The following is a 24,057-nucleotide window of genomic DNA, read 5'->3' as shown; positions in this document are numbered from 1 at the left end:
TTAATTTTTTTATTATTTTTGCCCTGTGTTTTTCTCAATTTGATTTGTTTTCCATAGTTCCTGAAGAACTATGTCCGATATCTTCTATTCCCGTTAAGATAATGTAAGACCATCATTTTTTATACTCGCATTGATTACCGGCAGTTTTAGCCGGAGTTAGAAATCTTCCGCGGATGCTCCCGAATATCGGATAAAATCTGTAAGTTTACATGCTCAATATTTTGTAACGGATTCTAATACAAAAAAGAAGATGAAGAAGAGATCAATGTTAACTATTCTGCTTGCCGTATGTTTATATGGAAGTAATGTTTTTGCCCAGACAAAAGTAATTGCCCATCGGGGGTATTGGGATTGTGAAGGTTCTGCCCAGAACTCGATTACGGCTTTAAACAAAGCCCATGAGGTTGGTGCGTATGGTTCTGAATTCGACGTATCTATAACGGCTGACGGTATTCCGGTCGTCAACCACGATGACAGTATTCAGGGTTTTTGTATAGAAACATCTCTCTATGAACAACTGAAAGACCTGAAGTTGAAGAACGGGGAGAGATTACCGACTCTGGAAGAATACCTGATCCAGGGAAAGAAAAATCAGGGAACTCAACTGATCCTCGAGATCAAACCTCATAAAAGAGTAGTCAATGAAGACAAAGCTGTCGCGGCAATTCTTTATCTGGTACAAAAATATCAGATGGAAGACCAGGTAGAATATATTTCTTTCAGTATGAATATTTGTAAGGAGTTGATCCGGCGTGCTCCGGCAGTACAGGTCTCTTATCTGCGCGGAGAGGTTTCTCCGGCTGATTTGAAAATACTCGGATTCTCCGGTTTGGATTATCATTATAAGGTATTTGACAAACATCCTGAATGGATTCAGGAAGCCAAGGATGTCGGCCTGACGATCAATGTGTGGACAGTGGACGACCCGGCAGTGATGGAGTCATTCATTGCAAAGAATGTCGATTTTATTACAACGGACAAACCGGTACAGCTGAAGGAGATGATTGGAAAGTAACCTGCTATACTGAAAGGAATAATTGCAGGAAGTAAATATTCTTTTTCAGATATTTCAAAGCCTCGTTGATGTGTCTTTCCACTGTCTTTGGGGTAATGTCGAGCCTTTCGGCAATTTCTTTATAGCTAAGTTGTTCATGGCGGCTCAGGTAAAAAACTTCTTTTTGCCTGGGCGGCAATTCGTTTACCAACCGTTCAATATAAATCTGCAGATCTTTTGCCTGTAACTCTTCTTCTATATCATAAGCCTTGTCGTAAGCCGCAAGGATAGATATTTTATAAAAAGTTTCGTTGAAATTTTTCTTTGAATTGCTGAAAATCATATTCCGGGTGATGATGAACAGTAATCCTTCCAGATTTTCATTTTCATTTACATAACTGCGTATATCCCATAATTTGATAAAAACTTCCTGTACCACTTCCTCAGTGGTAGAATCGTTTGTGTAATAAAGTCTGCAAAACTTGTAGACTTTGTCGCAATACTTGTGATACAAAGAAGTAAAGGCCTCCTCGCTACCGCTTTTTAATGCCAGTATTAGTGATTGATTATCCAAATTAGCTTCTTTATTGATTATTGCAAAGATAGAAAAGAATTGAAGAATAGCAAAAGTCTCTTAGAAAGATGGGGCGTTCTGTTAAAATAAAAAAAGTTAGATATTCTTCTGGGGGATAACTCTGAATTTGGAGTATTTAGTGTTAGATATGAAGGAAATGAAAGAAGAGGATATTATAAAAAAAGCTTTGACAAGCAGACTGACTGATAAGGAAAAAGAATTTCTGGCTGGTCAGGAGCCTGTTTTGCGCCATTTAAAAGAACAGTGGAATGAATCGGGAGATTCTTTTCTTTGTCCTGTGGCTAAAGAACGGGTGTTGGGGCGGGTTATGAGGAAGATACATCCTTATAATACCCGCCGGGACTATTGGATGAAGTATGCGGTAGCGGCTTCTTTGGCTCTGCTTATTTCGGTTGGCTCCTGGTTAATTGGGAAGAGTGGGACAGAAGAGAAAACTATTTATGTAGTAAGTGCCGGTCGGCAATCGATGGAGTCGTTCTATCTGCCGGATGGTAGTCATGTGTCGTTGAATGCCGGTGGAAGGTTAACTTATCCGGAGTCGTTCGACGGAGAAAGAAGGGAAGTATCCCTGACCGGGCAGGCTTTTTTTAAGGTACATCATGATCCGGAACATCCTTTCATCGTGAAAACAAAAGGTATGGATGTAAAGGCATTGGGGACTGCCTTCGAAGTCTTCTGTGTCGACTCTCTTTCTTATGCGGAAATGATTCTGGCAGAGGGGGCAGTTGAGGTAAGTACAAAGAATGAGCAAGGTAAAGAGGACGTCTTACTGGTAAAGCCTGATGAGAAACTGGCTTATGTGATAGGAGGAAAGGCTGAAATTGTGCAGGTAAATGCCGATCTGTATTCATCTTGGCGCAGGGATGGAAAACCTAATTTCAAAAATGAAAAACTGGGAATGATTCTTCCACGTCTGGAAAGCTGGTACGGTATAAGTATAAAATGTCCGGTTGAACTGGCCGGTAAATATAGTTTTACCTTTTCTATTCACGATGAGTCGTTGGAACTTTTACTGGATATCATATCCAAAAGTTCTCCGGTTGCCTATCGTAAAAGGGGAGACAGCTTTGTATTGTATGAGAAAGTCAATAAATAATTATGTTAAACTTAAATCAGAAATATATGAAAAACAGACAAAGCGGATAATAAGAGACAGTAGGAATATTGGCTGATAAAGAGAAAGAAAAAACGCATATTTATTTTATCTAATTATTAATATGAACAAACGAGTTATTTTGTTGAAGGATGTGTTCTGTAAGCAATTCAGAAAGCAGATCACACAGTTGTTTCTGGTAGGTGCGATAGGATTGGTTCCTATCTCGGCTTTTGCACAAGTCTATCAAATTACCATGAAGAAAAGTAATGCACCTTTGTCGTCTGTGATTGCAGAAATAGAGAAAGAGAGCGGCTATACTTTCTTTTATAATGATGACCAGATCAATCTGGGTAAGAAAATTTCAATCGATGTTACTGATGCTTCTCTGGATGTGGTATTGAACCATATGTTCAGGAATACCGGATATGTTTACCGGATTGTGAATAATCAGATTGTAGTTTCAAAAGCTTCCGATGAAAAGGCATCTGCACGTACACTGTCTGTGAATGCAGCGCAACAGCAGAAGAGTGTTACGATCAAAGGTGTCGTGAAAGATGCACATGGCGAGCCTGTTATCGGTGCCAGCGTGGTGGAAGCTGGAACGACAAACGGAACTGTAACTGATTTTGAAGGTAATTTTGCCCTGACACTGTCAGGGAGAGATAAGCACGTGCTTATCTCTTATATTGGTTATACAACAAAAAATATAGCTTTGAAAGACGGGCAGACTTCGGTTAATGTTATACTTGAAGAGGACTCTGAACTGTTGGATGAAGTTGTTGTAGTGGGCTACGGTACACAAAAAAAAGTGAACCTGACCGGCTCGGTTGCAGCTATCAGTTCGGAAGAAATCAAAGACCGCGTACAAACAAATGTACTGGCAGCCGTTCAGGGAACTGTTCCCGGTGTAACGGTAATATCCCGTCCTGGATCGACACCGTCAATTAACTTCCGTGGTCGCGGTAACCTGGGTACATCTTCTCCTTTATATGTGATCGATGGCGCTATAGCTGATGCCGACTTGTTTTCGAATCTGGATCCGAACAGTATTGAGACAATCTCTTTTCTGAAAGATGCTTCTTCTTCTGCAATTTATGGTTCACGTGCCGCTTATGGTGTAGTATTGGTTACAACCAAACGCGGACAGAAAGAAAAGATGAATGTTTCTTACAGCGGCTATGTCGGAATGAAGATGCCTACTTATCTGCCGGATGTACTCGATTCATGGGATTATGCGACCTTGTTGAACGAGGCATTTTATAATCGCGATGCAAGTAATGGTAAAAATGCCGCTTATTCGGAAGATGAGATCAAGTGGTTCCGAGACGGTTCGAAACCGGATTATTATCCGAATACGAAATGGGCGGATCTGGTGCTCGATAATCCGGTGGTTACCACACAGCATTCGTTGAATTTTAGCGGAGGTAGTGATAAAGTGCGTTTCTTCTCCGGATTGGGGTATCTGTATGATGACAAGTTCATGCCGGGACAAAGTTCACAGCGCTATAATTTGGATATCAATGTGGCTGCCGATGTAACAAAGTGGCTGACATTGAAATCGGGCGTGAAGTTTATCCGTAGTACTAATAAAACGGAACATGGAGTTGCTTCGATTGGAAATTTCCTGATGGTACCTTCTACGATGGTTGCGCAGCAGTCGAACGGCGAATGGGGTTCCATTGCCGGAGGAAAGGCTGCTACCCAGTCGTTTATGAACGGTAACCCGTTACGTGCCCTGAGTAAGAATAACTGGTCGGACGGTAAGACCGACAATACAATGATCGATCTGGGATTCGATCTTAAACCTGTTAAAGGCTTGGTGATCTCCGGGCAAGGTGCATTCAAAGGATGGGAAAGTAAATCAAGAGGGTATACCGCTTTGCAGGATAATGTAAAGAATTTTGAAACAGGAGCTGAAATCCCAGGAACCGGTGTGTATACAAATGAAATGAATATGTTCTGGCAGAGTGAAAACCGGACTATGTATACATTGACGGCCCGCTATGACTGGTCGAATAAGGTACATAATATCGGTATACTGGCCGGAACTTCGTACGAACATTATAAATATGAACGTCTTTATACGAAATGGAAAGATTTTGTAACGGATGATCTGGAAGATATGACGACTGGTGGAGAGATCAGCAAAGATCAACCGGACCAGAATTCGTATGGTACGCCGCTGAGAGAATATAAGATCCTATCTTATTTCGGCCGTTTGAATTATAGCCTGCTGGATCGTTATCTGTTTGAAGCAAATCTGCGTGCGGATGCTTCCTCCCGTTTCCATAAAGATAACCGTTGGGGGATTTTCCCGTCTTTCTCTGCCGGATGGCGTATCAACCAGGAAAATTTCATGCAGCAGATCGATTGGATCAATAACCTGAAAATCCGTGCATCATGGGGTACGTTGGGTAATATTAATAACGTAGGTAATTACGATTATTTCCAACTGTATAATAATGGTGCGGATTATAACTTCGACAATGAGGCTGTAAAGGGTGTACTGGAATCAAAACCGGCAAACGAGAAATTAGGCTGGGAAACGGTTGCCCTGACCGATATAGGTGTCGACTTCGATATCTTCAACGGACTACTGAGCTTAACAGCTGATTATTATGTGAAGAATACGAGTGATATCTTGCTGAGTTACAATGTGCCGTTGGAAACAGGTATTTGGTCTAACCCTTCGCAAAACATAGCCAAGGTGCGTAACAGTGGTTTTGAACTGGCTTTGACGCATCGCAAATCGTTCGGCGATTTTTCTTATGTGGTAAGTGCCAATATCGCAACCAACCATAATGAGATCAAAGATATGGGTGAATCTGACGATATTATCCAGAACGGTGGTGACAAGATACGCTATATCCTGCGCGAAGGCGAGTCAATCGGTTCTTTCTTCGGACTAAAAACAGACGGGTTGTATACACAGGAAGAGATTGATGCCGGTCATTATTATACCTACGGTCGTAAACCGAAAGCCGGTGATATCAAGTATGTTCCGCAACGCGAGAATGTAGAATGGGGTAGTGCCATAAACGGAGAAGACCGCACGATTATCGGTAAAGATGTGCCTGACTTTACATATGGTATTAATTTGAATCTGCAATATAAAGACTTCGAGCTTTCTATTTTCGGACAAGGTGTATCCGGGACAATGGCTGGTTTTGAATCTGAACAGGTTTCTGCTTTTATGTTGAACTCAAACCCGCGTAAGTTCCATCTGGGACGCTGGACAGAGGAAAATCCGAATCCGCGTGCTGTTTATCCCCGTATCTATGGCGGACACAGTTTGGATGATTATAATCAGTATTTCTCAGATTACCAGTTGTTTGATGCAGACTATTTCCGTATCAAGACTATATCTCTGGGTTATCGTGTTCCGTCTAATCTTATTTCCAAATGGGGAATGTCTTCTTTGAAATTTTTCCTGACCGGTGAAAACCTGTTTACGTTACGTGCCGATCATGTGATGAAAGATTTCGATCCTGAAGCCTCTTCCGGGCGTGGTATCGGTTCGTTAGGAACCAAGTCGGTTGCTTTCGGCGTGAACGTATCTTTTTAATTGATTCAATAATTTTAAATTAAGTAAGAGTAATGGTAAATCTAAATATAAAGAAATGGGCAGTGCTTGGTTTGATAACTGCCTCTTTTACAGCTTGTGATTTGGACGTGATTCCGCCATCCGATATATCGGCAGAAAGTTTTTGGACATCGGAGAAAGACGCATGGTACGGTTTGAATGCCTGTTATGCACAAGGAAACGGTTTTGATATCTGGGATGAGATGTGTACAGATAATGCCCATAGTCATAAACCTTGGGAAGGTCCATACGAATCTATCCAGCAAAGTGAACTGAGTACGGCGGAAGACCGTGGATATAGTTTCAGCACGGTTCGTATTGTGAACAACTTTCTTGAGAAGGTGGATAACTGTGAAATGGACGAAACCCTGAAAGAAAGGATGAAAGCGGAAGCTCGTTTTTTCCGTGCCCAGGCTTATTTGGATCTGACAACTAAATTTGGAAAAGTGCCAGTTGTAACAACCGTGATGGAATATGATGCACCGAATATTCCGCGTGATCCGGTGGATAAAGTACAGTCTTTTATTCTGGACGAACTGGCTGCTATTGCTGCTGTCCTGCCGGACAAATACAACGGTGGTTATACAGAGGAAACCGGGCGTATCACACGTGCCGCCGCTTTGGCTTTGCGTGCACGTGCCGCACTGTATTTCGGAAATTTCACAGAAGCTGAAGCTTCGGCTAACAACATTATTAAAGAGGGGCACCATTCATTGTTCCGTGTGACGTCTTTGAATGAAGCACAGAGGAAAGAAGCGGAAGAATTAAGTCAGTTTATTGATTTTGAAGCAAAAGGTATCGATAAGGACAAGTTTGCAAAAGGACTGTTCAGCTATGAAGCTCTTTGGCATCATGACAATGCTTCTCCTTCCAATCCTGAGTATATCCAGACCCGCGAATATATGAATGACGATAATAATAATGACTGGGCACGTTATACGTATATCCGTCCCAGCCAGATGGGATCAGGATACTCTTCATTCGAACCGATGCAGGACCTGGTGGATGCCTATTGGGATATTGACGGCAAAACAGTGCGTTCGTTGATCCCGATGGAAACCCGTAAAGCAAATTTCGAAGTGATTACCGCTGAGGTGGATGGCCTGGATCAGGCAGCCTATATAACAAAGGTTCCAACTATGGATCTTGCAAAATATGCTTATATGCAGGAGTTCCGTAACCGCGACAGCCGTTTGTACGCTTCTATCCAGTTCCCGTTCAAGGGTTGGCACGAAACAGACTTTAAAGGCGGCACGTTTTATTACAGATGGGATCCGACCAAAGCCGGACTGGACGGAAATGAATCATGGAGCGGATATAGCTATCGTAAAATGGTGGCATTGAGTCCATATAACGATTATAACAGTTCTGACGATTATCCAGTCATCCGTTATGCCGAAGTGTTACTCACTTTCGCGGAAGCCCGTATTGCCAATTCTGGCTGGGACGGTGAAGTGCAGGCTGCATTGAACGATCTGCGTGACCGTTGCGGAATGCCGAATGTGCCGACTACCATGCCTTCAAAAGATGCTGCTTTGGAATTTGTACGTAATGAACGCCGTATAGAACTGGCCGGTGAGGGACATCGTTATGATGATATCCGCCGCTATGGTTCAGCCTATGGGCAGAAGGCTATGAATGGAATTACATATGCTCCGAACGGATATAAACTGATCGAAAAGAAATGGAACGATCGTATCCTTCTGATGCCTATACCTCAAAATGCAATGGACTTGAACCCGCTTCTGAAAGATGATCAGAATCCAGGGTATTAATTGACCTTAGTTCCGGGCCGTCCGGTATGAAGGATGGCCCGCTTTTCTTAACTTATTCGCACTTTATATATTTAAAATACTTATGAGAAGAATTGTTTATTTATTGTTTTTACTGGCTGTTTTAGCCAGTTTTACCTGTAGTCAGTCGGTGGCACAGGTAAGAATGATCCCGACATCAACATCTGAACGTCCTGCCGGACAGACAGATGTTTTGAATCTGGCTTGCGATCCTATCCCGACGGTACGTATTGCGTATATCGGTTTGGGTATGCGTGGAAGCGGAGCTGTTTATCGTTCTACTTTCCTGGAAGGAGTAGAAGTGAAAGCTCTTTGTGACCTGAATGGTGACTACGTGAAAAGTGCGCAAAAAACATTGACAGATAAAAAACTGCCTGCAGCCGATGAATATACCGGTTTGGATGATTGGAAAAAAATCTGCGAACGGGATGACATCGACTTGGTTTATATTTGCACAGACTGGTTGAAGCATACTCCTATGGCTGTTTATGCGATGGAACATGGCAAACATGTGGCTGTGGAAGTCCCTGCAGCCATGTCGATCGATGAATGTTGGCAATTGGTTAATGCGGCAGAAAAGACTCGTAAGCACTGTATGATGCTTGAAAACTGCTGTTATGACTTCTTTGAAATGGCAACTTTGAATATGGCTCAACAGGGAGTATTCGGTGAGGTGATCCATGGGGAGGGCGCTTACATCCACGACCTGCGTTCATTAAATTTCTATCCGAGTGAGAAGGGTGGTTATCAGGGAATGTGGCGTTTGAAATACAATGAGGAACATACCGGAAATCCGTATCCCACCCATGGATTGGGGCCGATCTGTCAGATTATGAATATTCACAGAGGGGATAAAATGAATTATCTGGTATCCATGTCCACTAAACAGGTGGGGATGACTGAATATGCCAAAGAAACTTTCGGAGCCGATTCAAAAGAGGCGAAACAGACCTATAAAGTAGGTGATATGAATACTACGTTGATCCAGACGGAGAAAGGAAAGACTATTCTGATTCAGCATGATGTTACCAGTCCGCGTCCGTACGACCGTCATCATGTCGTTAGCGGAACGAAAGGTTTTGCCCAGAAATATCCCGTAGAAGGTATTGCTCTGGAGCCTGAAGCACACGAATTTCTTAATAAAGCGCAAATGGATTCCATCATGGCTTTGTATGAACATCCGATAACTAAGGAGGTCGGAGAAAAGGCCCGGAAAGTAGGGGGGCATGGTGGTATGGACTTTATTATGGATTATCGTCTTATTTACTGTCTGCATAATGGTTTGCCGTTAGATCAGGATGTATATGATGCAGCCGAATGGTCTTGCCTGACCGAGCTGACGGAAACATCCGTGAAGCATGGAGGTGTCCCGGTCGAAATCCCTGACTTTACCCGTGGTGCATGGGATAAACTGAAAGGTTTGCAGTTTGCAAAATAACATCGGGTATAAGGAGGAAAGGGGGTTGTCGGACGTTCGTTGTATATGGATTGGGTGAAGAAGGTAAACACATCAATATATCCCGTGGAAGGAGAAGCAGCTGTTAAAGCGATTGTTCAGTAAGAAATGAACTGGTTATCCTGGCGATTATAGGCAGGGGATAACTCAGAGAAACAATAAGAAGAGAGTCTCTTCGGTAATTTACCGGGGAGACTTTTCTGTTTATCAATGAATTGTTATCTTCGTGCAGAATTTCTAACATAAACAAAAAATAATGAAAAGAACACTGCTAAGTTTTGCTACAGCCGCTTTGTTGTTTACCTCTACGTCTTGTGCCGACAAGACCTGTGCGACAGCGGACAAAGAACTCGCCTTGATCCCCGTGCCGCAGGAAATGACTGTCGGTTCGGATTGTTTTACACTTACACGCAGAGCTTCAATCACGTTGGATACTTCGAACGAAGATCTGAAGGGTATTGCGCAGTATTTTAATGAAAAGATAGCTCCGGCTACCGGCTTCACTCTCCCTGTAGAGAAACATGGGAAGATCGAATTCAAGCTGACCGACGATACGGCATTGGGTGATGAAGGATACCACCTGAAAGTGAAACACGGCGATATTATCCTGACTGCCAATAAACCTGCGGGTATCTTCTACGGTGTGCAGACCTTGTTGCAGATGCTTCCGGCTGAGATCAAGAGCACAACCGAACAGCCGACAGATAAGAAATGGACGATCCCCTGTGTCGATATCACGGACAAACCGCAGTTCCCCTGGCGTGGCCTGATGCTCGACGTAAGTCGTCATTGGTTTACTAAAGAGGAAGTGATGAAATATATCGACGAATTGGCAGAATACAAAATGAATGTCTTCCATTGGCATCTGACGGATGACCAGGGATGGCGTCTGGAAATAAAATCTTTGCCGAAACTGACAGAGGTAGGTGCCTGGCGTGCTCCGCGTGTCGGACAGTGGTGGCAACGCGAACGCCAGCAACCGGGAGAAGAAGCTACTTACGGCGGTTTCTATACCCAGGAAGATGTGAAGGAAGTGTTGGCTTATGCTGCTAAACGGTTTGTTCGCGTTATTCCTGAGATAGATGTACCGGGGCATGGTGTTGCTGCGCTGGTGGCTTATCCGGAACTCGCTTGTATGAAAGCGCCGGATGCAGTGAATGTCGGGAATAAATTTTACGGAGAAGACGAAAACACGCTTTGTATAGGAAAAGAATCTACTTTTGAATTCATGGATAAAGTGCTGACGGAAGTGGCTGCCCTTTTCCCGGATGAATATATCCATATTGGCGGCGACGAATGCTTCAAAGGCTTCTGGCATAAATGTCCCCGTTGTCAGGCTCGTATGAAAGCAGAGAACCTGAAGAATGAAGAAGAATTACAAAGCTATTTCATCCACCGGATGGGAGATATGCTGAAAGAGAAAGGCAAAAAGCTGGTCGGCTGGGATGAGATTCTGGAAGGCGGTCTTGCCCCGGATGCCAATGTAATGAGCTGGCGTGGTATGGAAGGCGGCATCAAGGCAGCCCAGGCGGGACATCATGTGATCATGACACCGACAAACCATTGTTATATCGACCTGTGGCAGGGTGAACCTTCCGTAGAACCGGATACCTATTCCATGTGCCGTCTGAAAGACTCCTATAGTTTCAATCCCGTACCGGAAGGTGTACCTGCCGAAATGGTGCTGGGCGGACAGGGAAATCTGTGGGCTGAATCGGTTCCGACTTTCCGTCATGCTGAATATATGACGTGGCCGCGTGGCTGGGCATTGGCCGAGGTGTTATGGAGCGGACCGGCTAAGAGCGACTGGAACGGATTCTGGCCTCGTGTAGAGAAACATTTCGTACGTGCCGACCAGGCAGACATTAATTACGCCCGTAGTATGTATAATGCAATTGTCAGCCCGTACCTGCAGGACGATGTCTTGAAAGTGGAGCTGGGTAGCGAGATCGACGGAACGGATATTTATTACACATTCGACAATACCGATCCCGACCGCCACACTCCGAAATACTCGGAACCGCTTAGTATTCCAAAGAATGCAACATGGCTCCGTATCGTAACTTACCGCGACGGTAAACCAGTCGGAAAAGTCATTACCCTGACTGTAAAAGAGCTTGCCAAACGTGCCGAAAAGGACAAACGTACCACCCACGGTAACCTGGATGTAAGCTGATCCTGATGGACGAAACGCTTGTAACGTATTTGTAATAAGGATGCAATACATGTGAAATAGCAATGCTGTTTCTTTGCAGCCGGAAACAGCATTGTAATACATTTTTCACTGCACCAACCAACTCAGGAATGAAGATAACAAATGTAATGGCGCTCCTCCTGTTGGCGCTGCTTCCCTTTTTCGCGGAAGCTCAAAACACGGAACAATTAGATGCCCGCATCGATTCGCTTGCGGAAGAAACAGCAACACTGGATAAGATCGTAAAGGGACTGAGTAAGTTCAAAGTCTCTGCTTATATCCAGGGGCAATACCAGTATGGACAGGAAGATGCTACCCTGAAGGTCGGCGATAAGAACGAACACGAAGATAAAGGTTTTAACCGCATCGGCATTCGTCGCGGACGACTGAAGTTTGAATATAACGACGGTATCGGTACCGGAGCCGTACAGATCGAAGCTAACGATAAAGGTGTCAGTTTCCGCGATCTGTATATCGGAATTAAGGATCCCTGGACGAAGCGAAGCCAGCTGATGGCAGGTGTTTTCAACCGTCCTTTCGGTTACGAGATCGGTTATTCGACCAGTGGCCTGGAGTCGCCCGAACGTGCTACGATCATCCAGTATTTTTTCCCGGATGAACGCGACCTGGGGGCCATGTTAACGCTGCGTGCGAAGAAAGAAAGTCCTTTGGGTTTCCTTCGTCTGGACGCCGGATTGTTTGCCGGTAACAGTATCAATCGCGAAACCGACAGCCGTAAAGATTTCATCGGACGTCTGGGAGCCGAGAAAGAAATCGGAAACTGGGGTAAATGGGGAGCGGGTTTCTCTTATTATAATGGCGGCGTTTACAATCCGACAACGGAAGCTTACGAAATGAAGGATAAACGTTTCGTCAAAATAGATAAAGATGAAACGGGTACGTATATGAAGCGTGAATATCTCGGTCTGGATGCGCAGTTGAGTTTTCTGAGTTCATGGGGAACAACAACATTACGCGCTGAAGGCCTGTTGGGTACGCAGCCTGGGATTGCTTCCAGCAGTAAAAGCCCGAATACCGGTACGCGCCCTGAAAACCTGCCGGAGAATGCCTTGTTCAAACGTCCGTTCATCGGCTATTTCTTCTACCTGGTACAGGATATCGGAACTTCCCCGTTCTCAGCCGTATTTAAGTATGATGTATATGATCCGAATACCAAGTTGAAAGGGAATGAGATCGGTTTGGATGGTTCCAATACCTCTAAAACCGACCTGGCACAAAGTACGTTCGGTGTCGGCGCTCTCTATCGTTTTAATAAACATATCCGTGTACAGGCTTACTATGAATTCAACTTCAATGAAAAGAGCGACTTCGTAAAAGGATACGAAAAAGACCGCAAGGACAATGTCCTGACCGTCCGTTTACAGTATAAATTCTAAAACAAGTCGGAATGGGAGCCTGTCCGGGCATAAGCTTCAGTTACAAATAAGGCATGCCTGATTACAGGTTTATTCTTCATAGAAATGTAACACCTGTTTCATGCCGTTGAAATACGCCTGTACTTACTTTGCAGTAAGAAAATTAATTCAATAAAGAGTAATGAAAAAGACGATTCTTTTGGCCGCTATGGCCATCGGTTTATTTACAACAAACGTATTTGCACAGAAGATCAAAGGTAGCGATACCTGCTTACCGGTCAGCCAGACGGAAGCCGAGAACTTTATGAATAAGAATAAAGGAACGAAAGTAACGGTTACAGGTGGCGGTTCGGGTGTCGGTATTTCTGCCCTGATGGAAGGTACGACTGATATCGCCATGTCTTCCCGTAAGATGAAATTCGATGAAAAGGTCCGTCTGCAGGAAGCAAAGAAGAACGCAAAGGAAGTGGTGATTGCCTATGATGCCCTGGCAGTGGTTGTCCATCCGTCCAATAAAGTAGATAACCTGACCCGCGAACAACTGGAAGGTATCTTTACCGGGAAGATCAAGAACTGGAAAGAAGTAGGCGGAGCCGACATGAAGATCGTGGCTTATTCACGTGAAACATCTTCCGGTACCTATGAGTTTTTCAAGGAAAGTGTATTGAAGAACAAGAACTATATGAACGGTATCCTGAGTATGCCCGCTACCGGAGCTATTATCCAGTCGGTGAGCCAGACAAAAGGTGCTATCGGTTACGTCGGACTGGCATATGTCAATAAGGACGTAAAACCGCTTCATGTCTCTTACGATGCCGGGAAGAATTATGTAGAACCTTCTTTTGCGAATGCAAAGAACAAGACCTATCCGATCGTTCGTCCGTTGTTCTACTATTACGAAGTGAAAAGTGAAGGCCGCGTAAAGCCTTTCATCGATTATGTGTTGTCTGCTGAGGGACAAGAAATTGTGAAGAAAGTGGGTTATATCCCGGTTAAATAGTTTAGTCTTTAAAGGTTTTGCTTTAGTTTTAATCTGAAGGGCCGATGTTATTGCACAAAAAAGATATACCTGTGCAATAATATTGGTCCTTTTTGCACATCATTTGGTTTATTGTGCTACCTTTGCTGCGTATTTATAAACTATATAAACTTACATGAAGACATTAACAATCGGAGATCTCAAACCCCGTTTCCCAATTATCCAGGGTGGGATGGGCGTAGGTATATCTCTATCCGGCTTAGCCTCGGCCGTAGCAAATGAAGGTGGGATTGGCGTTATCTCCGCCGCCGGTCTCGGACTTTTATATAAGAAATTATCTCCCAATTACACTGAAGCTGGCAACTTAGGCCTGGCTGAAGAGATACGTAAAGCCCGTGAAAAGGCCAAAGGTATCATCGGTGTAAACGTGATGGTCGCATTGTCTGACTTCGCTGAACTGGTGAAGACAAGTATCGCCGAAAAGGTCGATATTATCTTCAGTGGTGCAGGTCTGCCTCTCGACTTACCGTCTTTCCTGAAGAAAGACAGCGTAACGAAGCTAGTGCCTATCGTATCGAGTGCACGTGCCGTACGCATCATCTGCGAGAAGTGGAAAAACAACTACGACTATCTTCCCGATGCTGTCGTGTTGGAAGGCCCGAAAGCAGGCGGTCACCTTGGTTACAAGGAAAACCAGCTTGAAGACGAACATTTCTCACTGGAAGAGTTACTGCCGCAGGTAGTACACGAAGTTTCTCTCTTTGAAGAGAAATATCACAAGAGTATCCCGGTAATTGCAGCAGGAGGCATTTATACGGGTGAAGATATCAAACGCATGATGGACCTTGGAGCATCAGGCGTTCAATTAGGAACCCGTTTTGTCACCACCACCGAGTGCGACGCTTCTGATGCTTTCAAAGAGAGCTACATCAAAGCGGAAGAGAAAGACATCGAGATCATCAAGAGCCCTGTCGGAATGCCGGGGCGTGCGATCCATTGTAACTTCCTCGAGAAGGTGAAGGCAGGCATCAAGCAACCGAAGGCATGTCCTTTCAACTGCATCAAGACGTGCGATATCTCGAAAAGTCCTTATTGCATCGTTACGGCGTTGTATAATGCTTTCAAAGGAAACTTTGAAAACGGTTATGCTTTTGCCGGAAGTAATGCCTGGAAGACCAGCCGTATCATGTCGGTGAAGGAAACGATCAATGAACTGATCAGCGAGTGGAAGTCGAAAGAATGATTTTTATCTACTTATATGAATACAAAACCCCGGTAGGCATAATGCTTATCGGGGTTTTATTATTATTATTCAGGATCTTGTCCTGTCTTAGTAGTGTTACCGTATGTAGCATGCCAGTGCTGCTGTATGTAGGTAAGTAGTGTTACTACGTGTACGTTAATAGTGCTACTAAGCATGACTTACCTGTCCTGTCGGCAAGCAGTGATTATTGCTCATCCAACCATTTACTTAATCCTTCCTTATTCTGTACTGCGGCTGCAACACCTGCATTAGCTGCTTTGCTGAAATACTCGAGCGCTTTCTGATACTCTTTCTTTTTCGCATAGGCAACACCGAGGTTGTTCCATGCTTCCGGCGTGTTGATCTTCTGCAGACGTTCGATGCCAGCGTCGGTAGCTCCGCGTTCTATTTCGAGAGCAGCCGTGTTCTGTTGTGCAACCGGATCGGTCGGGTAGAGACGTACGGCAATATCGAATACTTCTTTGAATTCAGCACTTTCCTTCGGATAGGTGTTGGCTACCACGAACATTTCGTTCAGGCTCAGATACTGAGGTTTCGTTTTGATTACCTGTTTGGCTTCGTTCACATCGAACGGGCGGGCAATATAAGCCAGTGTATAGTCGATACGACGCAGGGCAGGATAATAATCGTCCAGCAACATGCGATATGTCTTACCACCGTTCAGCGCTTTCAGTTGTGCTTTACGTTTGTTGATATCGGAGATTTCCAGCACTTTGAGGATTTCATCGCGATTGGACAGGTTGGATGCTTTGACTGCGTTGCGCAGACCGATCCAGTCTTCACCTTCCCAATTGACTTTCATCAGTGAAGCAGCCATATCTTCCTTATCTTTCATATAAGTGGCAAAAGCTTTGGCACGGCTTTCCGACAATTTCATATTATACTCGTAACCACCTTCAGGAGATGCATAACCGGTGATGTTGAACTCGGTGAACTTCAGGTTCTTGTCATTACGTACTTCATTCACGATCTTGTTGACGTCTTTCAGTTCGGCAGCGTTATTCTTGAAGTCATGCAACAGGACAGACTTGCCTACTTCGAAGTTCAGATAAGCCGAATGGGTTTCGCTACGTTGTTTTACCGGTTCTGCCGGAGGAGTTACATAGCTCAGTTCGTAAGTCGGTGCAACCACGGGCGGCAATATACGTGACGACAGCGGAGTGATGTTGCTGGCTACATCACATGAGGCACATCCGGTCGTATTCGCCTGCATTACCAGTGAGGCGTTACGCATCCAGCTCTCGTATGGTACGGAGAGTGTCATCGGAATAGACTCCGCCTGGTTTTTCTTGTGACGGAAGATGACGGTCGGTGTCTGTGCGAACGGTTCGGCGCCGAAGCCCATTTCGCGGTCGAGCGCTTTCATACGTTTCTTGCCGGTTACGACGAACGGATCGAACTTGATAGTATTGGCCTTGTCGGCCGATTGAAGAACCGGAGTGATGATAACCATGTTCTGCGATTTCAGGTTCATGTTGGTGAGGTTGGCGGTTGTCGATAATACAACCTGGCTACCCTCTTTTTTTACTTGCAGGTCGCTGTATGCTATACCGTCGGGGCTAACAGTCTGTGCCTGCATGCTCCCATAGGCGGAGCATAATAAAACGGTTGCTATATAGAATAACTTCTTCATTTTGCTTGCTTGATTTTAGTGGATAAAATAGATAAAAGAGATAGACGCTTTCGTCACACCCCAGTAGTTGTGGTTGCCTGTACGAAGTTTCGGCATATCTTTGCCTTTGGCGTATTCGTCGTAATGCATACGGGCGTAGCCTGCACCGATCTCGGCTTCGAGTCCCCAGCGTTTGCTCAATATCCATTGATGACCGATACTGACGCCTCCACCATACATATAACCATCGTAGCGATGGTTTTCCAGTTTCTTGAACATATCGAACGGCAACTTGAATCCGGCTACGTCGTACTGCCCGCCCAGGGCATGGACTCCGATGAACGTACCGTTGAACTTCTCGCAAGTCCAGAAACGAACGCCGGCATGGGCAAGCCAATGCTTGAACTGTTTGTCGTTGTTAAACTCGAATGGGTTATAACCCGCAGAAAGGTCCATCGTAACCTTCTTCCCCAATCCTACTTCCAGACCTAAGTTGGGAGTGGCGGTGGCATCGTAGACGATATTGTTCTTTAACGCAACATGCTGTGCACTTGCATACAATGAGAATAATAACGTTGCTCCTATTAAAAAGAATCTCTTCATATGATATTCATTATTAGTGATACTCATGAATGTAACATAAGTAGAGACGTGAATGTTCGTGGTTGTTATAAAAAAAGGGTGAAATGTTAGCGTTAATTATTAAGGGGCACGCCGAAGCCTCTCCAAGTCAGGCCTTTTTGATGTCACTAAGTTCTACGAGCTTGTTCACTATGGCATAGACCGTAAGGGCACTGGCACTGTGTACCTGTAGTTTGCGGGCGATGTTCCTCCGGTGTGTGATGACGGTGTGGGTGGAGAGGAACAGGCGGTCGGCTATCTCGCGGTTGGTCATACCTTTGACTACACAGACGACGATCTCTTTCTCGCGCGTACTCAAAGTTTGTTGTTCGTCTGCGTCATTACCTTCTTCTTTCTTCGCGTGCAGGCGCTCCAGTTTATGCTTCAACTCGTCGGCACTGTCGAAGATGCTGATCTGATCGTCGTAATAACGGGTGAGGGAATGGTCCGTGAGTGTATAAAGCAGGGCGAAACACTTCATATCCGGGCATCCGGTCATCTCTTTTAAGTGAGGGATCGTGAAATAACCCGGGATAGAAGGGTTGATGATAAGGATATCCGGTTGGTGTGTCCGGAGATCTTCTGTAAGCGATTCGATGGTTGCTATTTCTGAGATCTGGATGCGGAGACCTGGCAGGTGCTTCAACATTGTTTCCAACCCGCTGCGGATAATAGCGGAAGGTTCAGCAATAACGATCTTCAAATAAGCACTCATAGGTTGTTATTTAATTGTTTTTTCTAATGCAAGTATTGCAGGCATGAAGAGGTAGTCTTCTACATGGTTGTGGGAAGCCAGGTCTTGTTCCGTGGCGAAGATATCGAAGAGGACACTGTTCAGCAGGTTACTTCCGGGACCGGGGTAATATTTGATCAGGATGTTCTTCAGTTCGACAATCTTCATTTCTATCTGGTCATGCCGTTTGCGGAAAATAGAAATATTATATTTCGGATCTTTTACTCCTTTCAACAGATCGCGGACATACGGGAAAACGACTTTCTCTTCGTATGACATATGTTTATTTACCTCTTCGGCATATTCATCGAAGAAACGCTGGATGACAAAGGCTACGTCCTGCGGACATTCGCCGATCGATTCCAGCAGCTTTCTGCGCAGATGCGGCAGCCGGAAATTGAGGAAGTAATCGTGTGCATTATGGAGATAAGTGATCAGCGCCTCGATGGACAGGCATTTGTCCACGTTCATAACCGGGGCGGATACATCTTGTGTCAGGAAGTTGACGACTGTGAGAAAAGTACAGGCATCGACACCATTCTGACGGCATACTTCTCCGATGTTCTTTTCACCGAAGCCCAGGGCAATGCCAAAACGACTCATCACGAGCACCATCGGATAGTTCTCGCATATAAGATCACTCATTTTGTCGGTTTCCCGGTATTTCCCATTTTTATACATAAGCTATAATCGTCCTTTCTTTTTTGTTTTGGTGTTTGACTGTTCAAAGATACTTCTTTTTTAGGGAACCTCTTGGCTTGTTATTAATCTTTCACGTTTGTTGGGTCTGTTTGTTCTCCATATGGAGCCATCGGTTCGTTCAGATATTTTGGGTCCTGATTGCGTAACGTATAGGCCAGACGTGCCGGATTACGACGGTTATCCCACAGGACAAGAACGGTAATCTGTTCGTCGCTGTGGTGGTAGAATACGGAATAGTCGTCTATAACGAGGGCATGACGGATATGGGGGTATTCTGTCCATTTTACTCTTCTTTTCCTAGCCATTCGTCAAAGAATTGATCCATTTCCTCTTCCGTATAAGTCTGCCCGCTCCGCATCTGTTCTAATGCCAAGTCTATTCTTCCTTTCAGTTCGGGGGAGAAATGGAGAACACCGTCTTCAACATAGGGACTTTCTGCTTTAACGCCATCCTGTTCGTTGAAGATTTCTTCAATCCTGTCGAGGATATCCTCGTCGAAGGTCTCTTCCAGGCGGTCTATCAGTTTCTGTTTGCGTTGTAAGAATGTCATAAGGCTTTTGTTTTAAAGTGTTGCTACAAATGTAAGCATAATAATCGATTATAACGGAGCATATTCCGGTTCATCTACGGCTATGACGGCTATACATTCGATTTCGACTAACCAACCCGGGCGGCATACCGGAGCCCGGACGATGAGGTAAGGCATATTCGGATGTTGGGTTTCCATATACTGTTGCACACGGGCGAAGTCGCCGGTATCGCGTATATAGACGATGGCTTGCATGATATCGTTCAGGTCGGCACCGGCTTCATTGAGGAGGGCGGTGATATTTTCGATCATACGCTCCGATTGCCTGATCACATCGCCCGGATGAACGATCTCGCCATATCTGTCGATACTCGCCGTACCGGATACGAAAACATGACGGCGGTCACCGTATGTGATGGCAACACCTCTTTCAAAGGTTACTCCGTATTCATAAGTCCGGCTCAGATGGTCGGGAGCATACAGATATTGGATCTGTTCCCGTCCGATACCCGAAACAGCATACGTATCCATGGTAACGAACACATTTGTATCCTGATAACGGCCTTCGATACCGGTACTGGCTATGAAATGGGTGTTTTCTGTCAGGTTCTGCGTGGCGAAAACCTCCTTGCGGGCTTTGACTACCCCCGGATAGTTCACGTCGACATTCTGTACGAATATCCAGGTACGTATACAGTTATTGGCCAGCGTGCAGTTGGCTGCTGTCAGTTGCATGATATAATCGCGGAAGATAAGCCGTGTCTGATATTCCGAATTGGCAGCACGGTTGCAGAGGTTGGCACCGAACAATTGGCGGTAACTGCCGTGACGTGCTTCGAACAGATTACTGGGGAGTACTTGTGTCTGAACTCCGGTCTGGAGCCACACCCAGAGAGCGATCTTTGTCCCGTTCATGGGAGCTTGCTGTACGATGGATAAAGCACAATACGGGTTGGAACGGTCCTTTTCCATTAACAAAGCAGTCTGGTTGGTTACGTCACTCAGGAAGTAGCGGCGGAATACGGCAGTCGGATTTCCCGGAAGTTCTTCGACACATTGTTTATATGCCTGCTGTAGGTTCTGTAACTGGGTGGGATAATCTTCCATATAATCTGTTTGCTGGAAGATGACATGATATTCCGTAATTCCCTTTTTGGTTTCGAATGAAGTGATCTGTACCTCTGTTTTATCGTATTGTTTTGTTGTTAACTCCATGGTAGCTGATATCTATTATTGTTTCTTTCCCAAAGATACAGTATATCAGTCTGAAGCCAAATTTTGGAATGTGAAAAGAAAATAAAACTGACTTGTCAGGTCTTTTTGATATCGTTCAATTCGACCAGTTTGTTTACGATGGCATATACAGTCAGACCGCTGGCACTATGCACCTGTAGTTTTCTGGCGATGTTCCGGCGGTGGGTGATCACGGTATGGGTGGAAAGGTACAAACGGTCGGCTATTTCCCGGTTGGTCATACCCTTTACGACACAGACGACGATCTCTTTTTCCCGGGCGCTGAGAGTCTGTTGTTCTTCCTCTTCGGGTTCGGGAGTGACTTCTTCCGCATTCAGCCGCTCCAGCTTATGTTTCAGTTCATCGGGGCTGTCATAAATATTGATCAGGTCGTCATAAGGACGAAACATGGCGTGGTCGGTAGCCATGCAGGCAATCGCGATACATTTCATTTCAGGGCAACCACATTCTTCTTTCAGGTGCTGTATTCCGAAATAGCCGGGAAGTGAAGGGTTAATGATCAGTACTTCCGGCCGGTGCATGCGTAGACTTTCCACCAGACATTCTGCGGTAGCGATTTCCGTCAACTGGATATGCAGTCCAGGCAGCCGTTTCAGGATGGTGATCAGCCCGCAACGAATAATGGAAGATGGTTCTGCAACAGCTATTTTAAAGTTAGTGCTCATAAAGCAACGGTCATTTGATTGTTTTTTCAATTGCTAGTACGGCGGGAACGAAGAGGAAATCTTCTACCCGGTTATGAGAAGCCAGATCCTGTTCGGTGGCAAAGATATCGAACAGGACACTGTTCAGCAGATAATTGTCGGGTCCGGGATAGTATTTGAGCAGGATATTCTTGAGTTCGACGATCTTCATCTCTATCTGGTCGTGCCGCTTGCGAAAGATACTGATATTGTATTTGGAATCTTTCACTCCGTCTTGCAGGTTGCGTACATAAGGGAAGACGATCTTTTCTTCATACGACATATGTTTATGGACCTCGTAGACATAGTCGTCGAAGAATTTAGTGATAGCGAAGGCGATATCGCCCGGGCATCCGGTGATCGCTTCCGTCAGTTTACGGCGGATGTGCGGCAACCGAAAGTTCAGGAAATAATCGTGCGCATTATGCAGATAAGTGATCAGCGACCGTAGGGAAAGGCAATTGTTGATCTCGTTAATCGTACCTGAATTTTCTTCCGAAAGGAAATTGACAACGGTAAGGAACGTGCAGCAATCCACTTCGTTCTGTCGGCATACATCCCCGATGTTTTTCTCCCCGAATCCCAGGTCGATACCGAAGCGGCTCATTACGAGAACCATGGGATAGTTCTCGCAAATCAAGTCGCTCATTTTATCTGTCTCTTTGTATTTTCCTTGTTTATACATGTTGTTGTATTTATGGTGTTTTATTTATAAACAGGGGTATTGCGGAAAGTCTGCCGGAATAACGGCAATACATTCCGTTTCGATCAGCCATCCCGGACGACATACCGGTGCCAGTACGATCAGGTGCGGCATATCCGGGTGATGGGTGCGGATATAACGGTTTACTTCCTCGTAATCTGCCGGGTCGCGAAGATAGACGATAGCCTGCATGATATCGGCAACGGAAGCTCCGGCCTCCTGCAGCAGGACGCTGATATTCTCCATCATCCGTTCAGTCTGTTTCAAAATATCTCCGGGATGGACGATCTCCCCCCGGTTATCGATACTGGCTGTTCCCGACAAGAATATCTGTTTCCTGTCACCGTACGAAACGGCTGTGCCCCGTTCAAAGGTGACACCGTATTCATAAGTCGGGTTCAAATGGGTAGGGGCATAGAGGAACTGTATCTGTTCCGGTTGCAGGCCGTCTACCGTATAGGCATCCATTTGTACCAATACCTCCGGATCGGCATGGCGTCCTTCTATCCCGGTACTGGTTATGTAGTGCGTTTTCTCCGTCAGATTCTGTGTGATGAAAACCTCTTTGCGGGCTTTTACGACACCGGCGTAGTTTACATCTACATTCTGTACGAAAAACCAGGTCCGGATACAGTCGGCTGCCAGCGTACAATGTTGTTCGGTCAGTTGCAGTACATAATCGTTCAGTAACAGACGCGTCTGATATTCGGATGTGGCAGCCTTGTTGTATGCACCGCCGGTCCACAGATGGCGATACTTATTATGAGAAGCCTCAAACATACCGGAATTGTAAGTCTCCGTAGTCATATCGGTTTGTAAATAAACCCATAAGGCTATTTTAGTACCGTTTAGCGGAGCTTGTTGTACGATCGATAATGCACAGAACGGGTTTTCACATTCCCGTTCCATCAGCAGTTCCGTTTGATTTGCCGCATCGCTCAGGAAATACCGCCGGAATACGGCTACGGCTTTACCGGCTTCTTCTTTTGTTACTGTTTCGTATGCTTTTTCTAATTTATCCAATTGTTTGGTAAAAGGCAGCGAAGGGTTGGTAACGGAAAATAGTATATGATATTCCGTCACCCCTCCCTTGCCTTCAAAAGAACAAATTTGAGCGTGAATGAAGTCTTGTTCGTATGTTTTTGTTTTGAATGTCATTAACTTTATTTTTGGGCACCATCGTTGATCCATGTTTTGATGAGGGTGATTAGTTCATCTTCCGGAAGAACGTCAGTGTGATTATAGTTTACAATATCATTTGTTAGAATATCAACAAGAAAGCTTTGAGATGACAATCCGGGCTTTACCAACATTTTGCCTGTTGATGACAATGGAGCCGGAACGTTAACTGTTGCTTCATAACTTTTATTCTCTGTCAAATAAAGATTTGCAGCTGCATAATCTCCTGCTCCATGACAGGCGATACAATAATTGTTGTATACCTGGTGTTGTATACGATCATATGTCGCCAGATTTATTGTTTCAACAGGAAGAATTGTTTCTTCTGTTGTATTTTTCAGTGGATATGAATAAAAGTGATATAAAGGCTGTCGTCCTTTGTTGGCAACCGTTACAGTTATTCTTTTTGTGCGTTCATCCAATCCATTTAATGTTACAGAAACTTCTTCATCCTCAGAGCTGGGCCTGGAGATTATTTTTGATACAACGGGCATTTCTTCATCATCTCCAAAAGCTGCAAAAAGTAACATATATTCAGATGGCCAGGCCTCTTGCCCGGTAAAGCGAACATTAATGGTTGCTTTACCTCCACTGACTTCTTCTGTTTCTTTCGGATATATTTTCCCGTCATCACAGCTTAACAAACAACTTGTTAATAATAAGGAGAAAATAGAATTTCGTATGAAATATTCCATATTATCAATATTCATT

The 24,057-nt window shown here is 44.8% G+C and carries 21 protein-coding genes; 9 read left to right on the top strand and 12 right to left on the bottom strand.

Features of this window, described 5'->3' with window-relative positions:
* Positions 1 to 250: 250 nt before the first annotated feature.
* On the top strand, positions 251 to 1,015 hold the full coding sequence (locus tag DWW23_RS21295; protein WP_122355945.1) for a glycerophosphodiester phosphodiesterase family protein: 765 nt from the start codon (positions 251 to 253) through the stop codon (positions 1,013 to 1,015).
* A 4-nt stretch (positions 1,016 to 1,019) separates the two neighbouring features.
* Here DWW23_RS21295 and DWW23_RS21290 read toward each other — a convergent pair whose 3' ends face one another.
* Positions 1,020 to 1,568 (bottom strand): RNA polymerase sigma-70 factor, encoded by a 549-nt coding sequence (locus DWW23_RS21290; RefSeq protein WP_122355943.1) that lies wholly within the window; start codon positions 1,566 to 1,568, stop codon positions 1,020 to 1,022.
* Between the two features lie 148 nt (positions 1,569 to 1,716).
* Between DWW23_RS21290 and DWW23_RS21285 the strand changes: the two genes are divergently transcribed.
* From DWW23_RS21285 to DWW23_RS21250, 8 genes are all read left to right on the top strand, one after another.
* Positions 1,717 to 2,685 (top strand): FecR family protein, encoded by a 969-nt coding sequence (locus DWW23_RS21285; protein WP_122355989.1) that lies wholly within the window; start codon positions 1,717 to 1,719, stop codon positions 2,683 to 2,685.
* 121 nt (positions 2,686 to 2,806) lie between these two features.
* On the top strand, positions 2,807 to 6,250 hold the full coding sequence (locus tag DWW23_RS21280; RefSeq protein ID WP_122355941.1) for a TonB-dependent receptor: 3,444 nt from the start codon (positions 2,807 to 2,809) through the stop codon (positions 6,248 to 6,250).
* 32 nt (positions 6,251 to 6,282) lie between these two features.
* Positions 6,283 to 8,043 carry a RagB/SusD family nutrient uptake outer membrane protein gene (locus DWW23_RS21275; RefSeq protein ID WP_122355939.1) on the top strand — a complete coding sequence of 587 codons (1,761 nt, stop codon included), beginning with the start codon at positions 6,283 to 6,285 and terminating at the stop codon, positions 8,041 to 8,043.
* A gap of 82 nt (positions 8,044 to 8,125) precedes the next feature.
* A complete protein-coding gene (locus DWW23_RS21270) occupies positions 8,126 to 9,499 on the top strand; it encodes a Gfo/Idh/MocA family protein (protein WP_122355937.1) in 1,374 nt (457 codons plus the stop codon).
* Between the two features lie 274 nt (positions 9,500 to 9,773).
* Positions 9,774 to 11,693 (top strand): beta-N-acetylhexosaminidase, encoded by a 1,920-nt coding sequence (locus DWW23_RS21265; RefSeq protein WP_122355935.1) that lies wholly within the window; start codon positions 9,774 to 9,776, stop codon positions 11,691 to 11,693.
* Positions 11,694 to 11,821: 128 nt separating this feature from the next.
* Entirely contained in the window at positions 11,822 to 13,108 is a 1,287-nt protein-coding gene (locus tag DWW23_RS21260) for a hypothetical protein (RefSeq protein ID WP_122355987.1), read from the top strand.
* Between the two features lie 160 nt (positions 13,109 to 13,268).
* On the top strand, positions 13,269 to 14,087 hold the full coding sequence (locus DWW23_RS21255) for a phosphate ABC transporter substrate-binding protein (protein ID WP_122355933.1): 819 nt from the start codon (positions 13,269 to 13,271) through the stop codon (positions 14,085 to 14,087).
* 154 nt (positions 14,088 to 14,241) lie between these two features.
* Complete coding sequence (locus DWW23_RS21250; protein WP_122355931.1) at positions 14,242 to 15,309, top strand: nitronate monooxygenase family protein; 1,068 nt, start codon at positions 14,242 to 14,244, stop codon at positions 15,307 to 15,309.
* 205 nt (positions 15,310 to 15,514) lie between these two features.
* Here the strand turns inward: DWW23_RS21250 and DWW23_RS21245 are convergent, their stop codons facing one another.
* The 11 genes from DWW23_RS21245 to DWW23_RS21195 form a co-directional block, all read right to left on the bottom strand.
* The gene (locus tag DWW23_RS21245; RefSeq protein ID WP_122355929.1) at positions 15,515 to 16,963 is read right to left on the bottom strand and encodes a DUF3868 domain-containing protein; all 1,449 of its coding nucleotides are present in this window, start codon (positions 16,961 to 16,963) and stop codon (positions 15,515 to 15,517) included.
* 15 nt (positions 16,964 to 16,978) lie between these two features.
* A complete protein-coding gene (locus tag DWW23_RS21240) occupies positions 16,979 to 17,545 on the bottom strand; it encodes a DUF3575 domain-containing protein (protein WP_122355927.1) in 567 nt (188 codons plus the stop codon).
* A 127-nt stretch (positions 17,546 to 17,672) separates the two neighbouring features.
* Entirely contained in the window at positions 17,673 to 18,278 is a 606-nt protein-coding gene (locus DWW23_RS21235; protein ID WP_122355925.1) for a response regulator transcription factor, read from the bottom strand.
* A gap of 6 nt (positions 18,279 to 18,284) precedes the next feature.
* Positions 18,285 to 18,977 carry a hemerythrin domain-containing protein gene (locus DWW23_RS21230; protein WP_122355923.1) on the bottom strand — a complete coding sequence of 231 codons (693 nt, stop codon included), beginning with the start codon at positions 18,975 to 18,977 and terminating at the stop codon, positions 18,285 to 18,287.
* An 83-nt stretch (positions 18,978 to 19,060) separates the two neighbouring features.
* Complete coding sequence (locus DWW23_RS21225) at positions 19,061 to 19,303, bottom strand: hypothetical protein (protein ID WP_233564416.1); 243 nt, start codon at positions 19,301 to 19,303, stop codon at positions 19,061 to 19,063.
* On the bottom strand, positions 19,282 to 19,548 hold the full coding sequence (locus DWW23_RS21220) for a hypothetical protein (protein ID WP_122355921.1): 267 nt from the start codon (positions 19,546 to 19,548) through the stop codon (positions 19,282 to 19,284). Before DWW23_RS21220 ends, DWW23_RS21225 begins: the two co-directional genes overlap by 22 nt.
* A 48-nt stretch (positions 19,549 to 19,596) precedes the next feature.
* Positions 19,597 to 20,742: a Rid family hydrolase gene (locus DWW23_RS21215; protein ID WP_122355919.1), complete on the bottom strand. Its 1,146-nt coding sequence runs from the start codon at positions 20,740 to 20,742 to the stop codon at positions 19,597 to 19,599.
* Between the two features lie 95 nt (positions 20,743 to 20,837).
* Positions 20,838 to 21,446 (bottom strand): response regulator transcription factor, encoded by a 609-nt coding sequence (locus DWW23_RS21210; protein ID WP_122355917.1) that lies wholly within the window; start codon positions 21,444 to 21,446, stop codon positions 20,838 to 20,840.
* Positions 21,447 to 21,456: 10 nt separating this feature from the next.
* Positions 21,457 to 22,149 carry a hemerythrin domain-containing protein gene (locus DWW23_RS21205; protein ID WP_122355915.1) on the bottom strand — a complete coding sequence of 231 codons (693 nt, stop codon included), beginning with the start codon at positions 22,147 to 22,149 and terminating at the stop codon, positions 21,457 to 21,459.
* 24 nt (positions 22,150 to 22,173) lie between these two features.
* Positions 22,174 to 23,325, bottom strand: a complete 1,152-nt coding sequence (locus DWW23_RS21200) for a Rid family hydrolase (RefSeq protein ID WP_122355913.1) — start codon at positions 23,323 to 23,325, stop codon at positions 22,174 to 22,176.
* A 5-nt stretch (positions 23,326 to 23,330) separates the two neighbouring features.
* Complete coding sequence (locus tag DWW23_RS21195; protein ID WP_122355911.1) at positions 23,331 to 24,056, bottom strand: hypothetical protein; 726 nt, start codon at positions 24,054 to 24,056, stop codon at positions 23,331 to 23,333.
* Between the last annotated feature and the right edge of the window lies 1 nt (position 24,057).

Origin of the sequence: Parabacteroides sp. AF14-59 (assembly GCF_003479515.1) — a bacterium.
In the GTDB taxonomy this organism is placed as follows: Bacteria; Bacteroidota; Bacteroidia; order Bacteroidales; family Tannerellaceae; genus Parabacteroides; species Parabacteroides faecis.
This window is presented reverse-complemented; position numbering and strand designations above follow the sequence as displayed.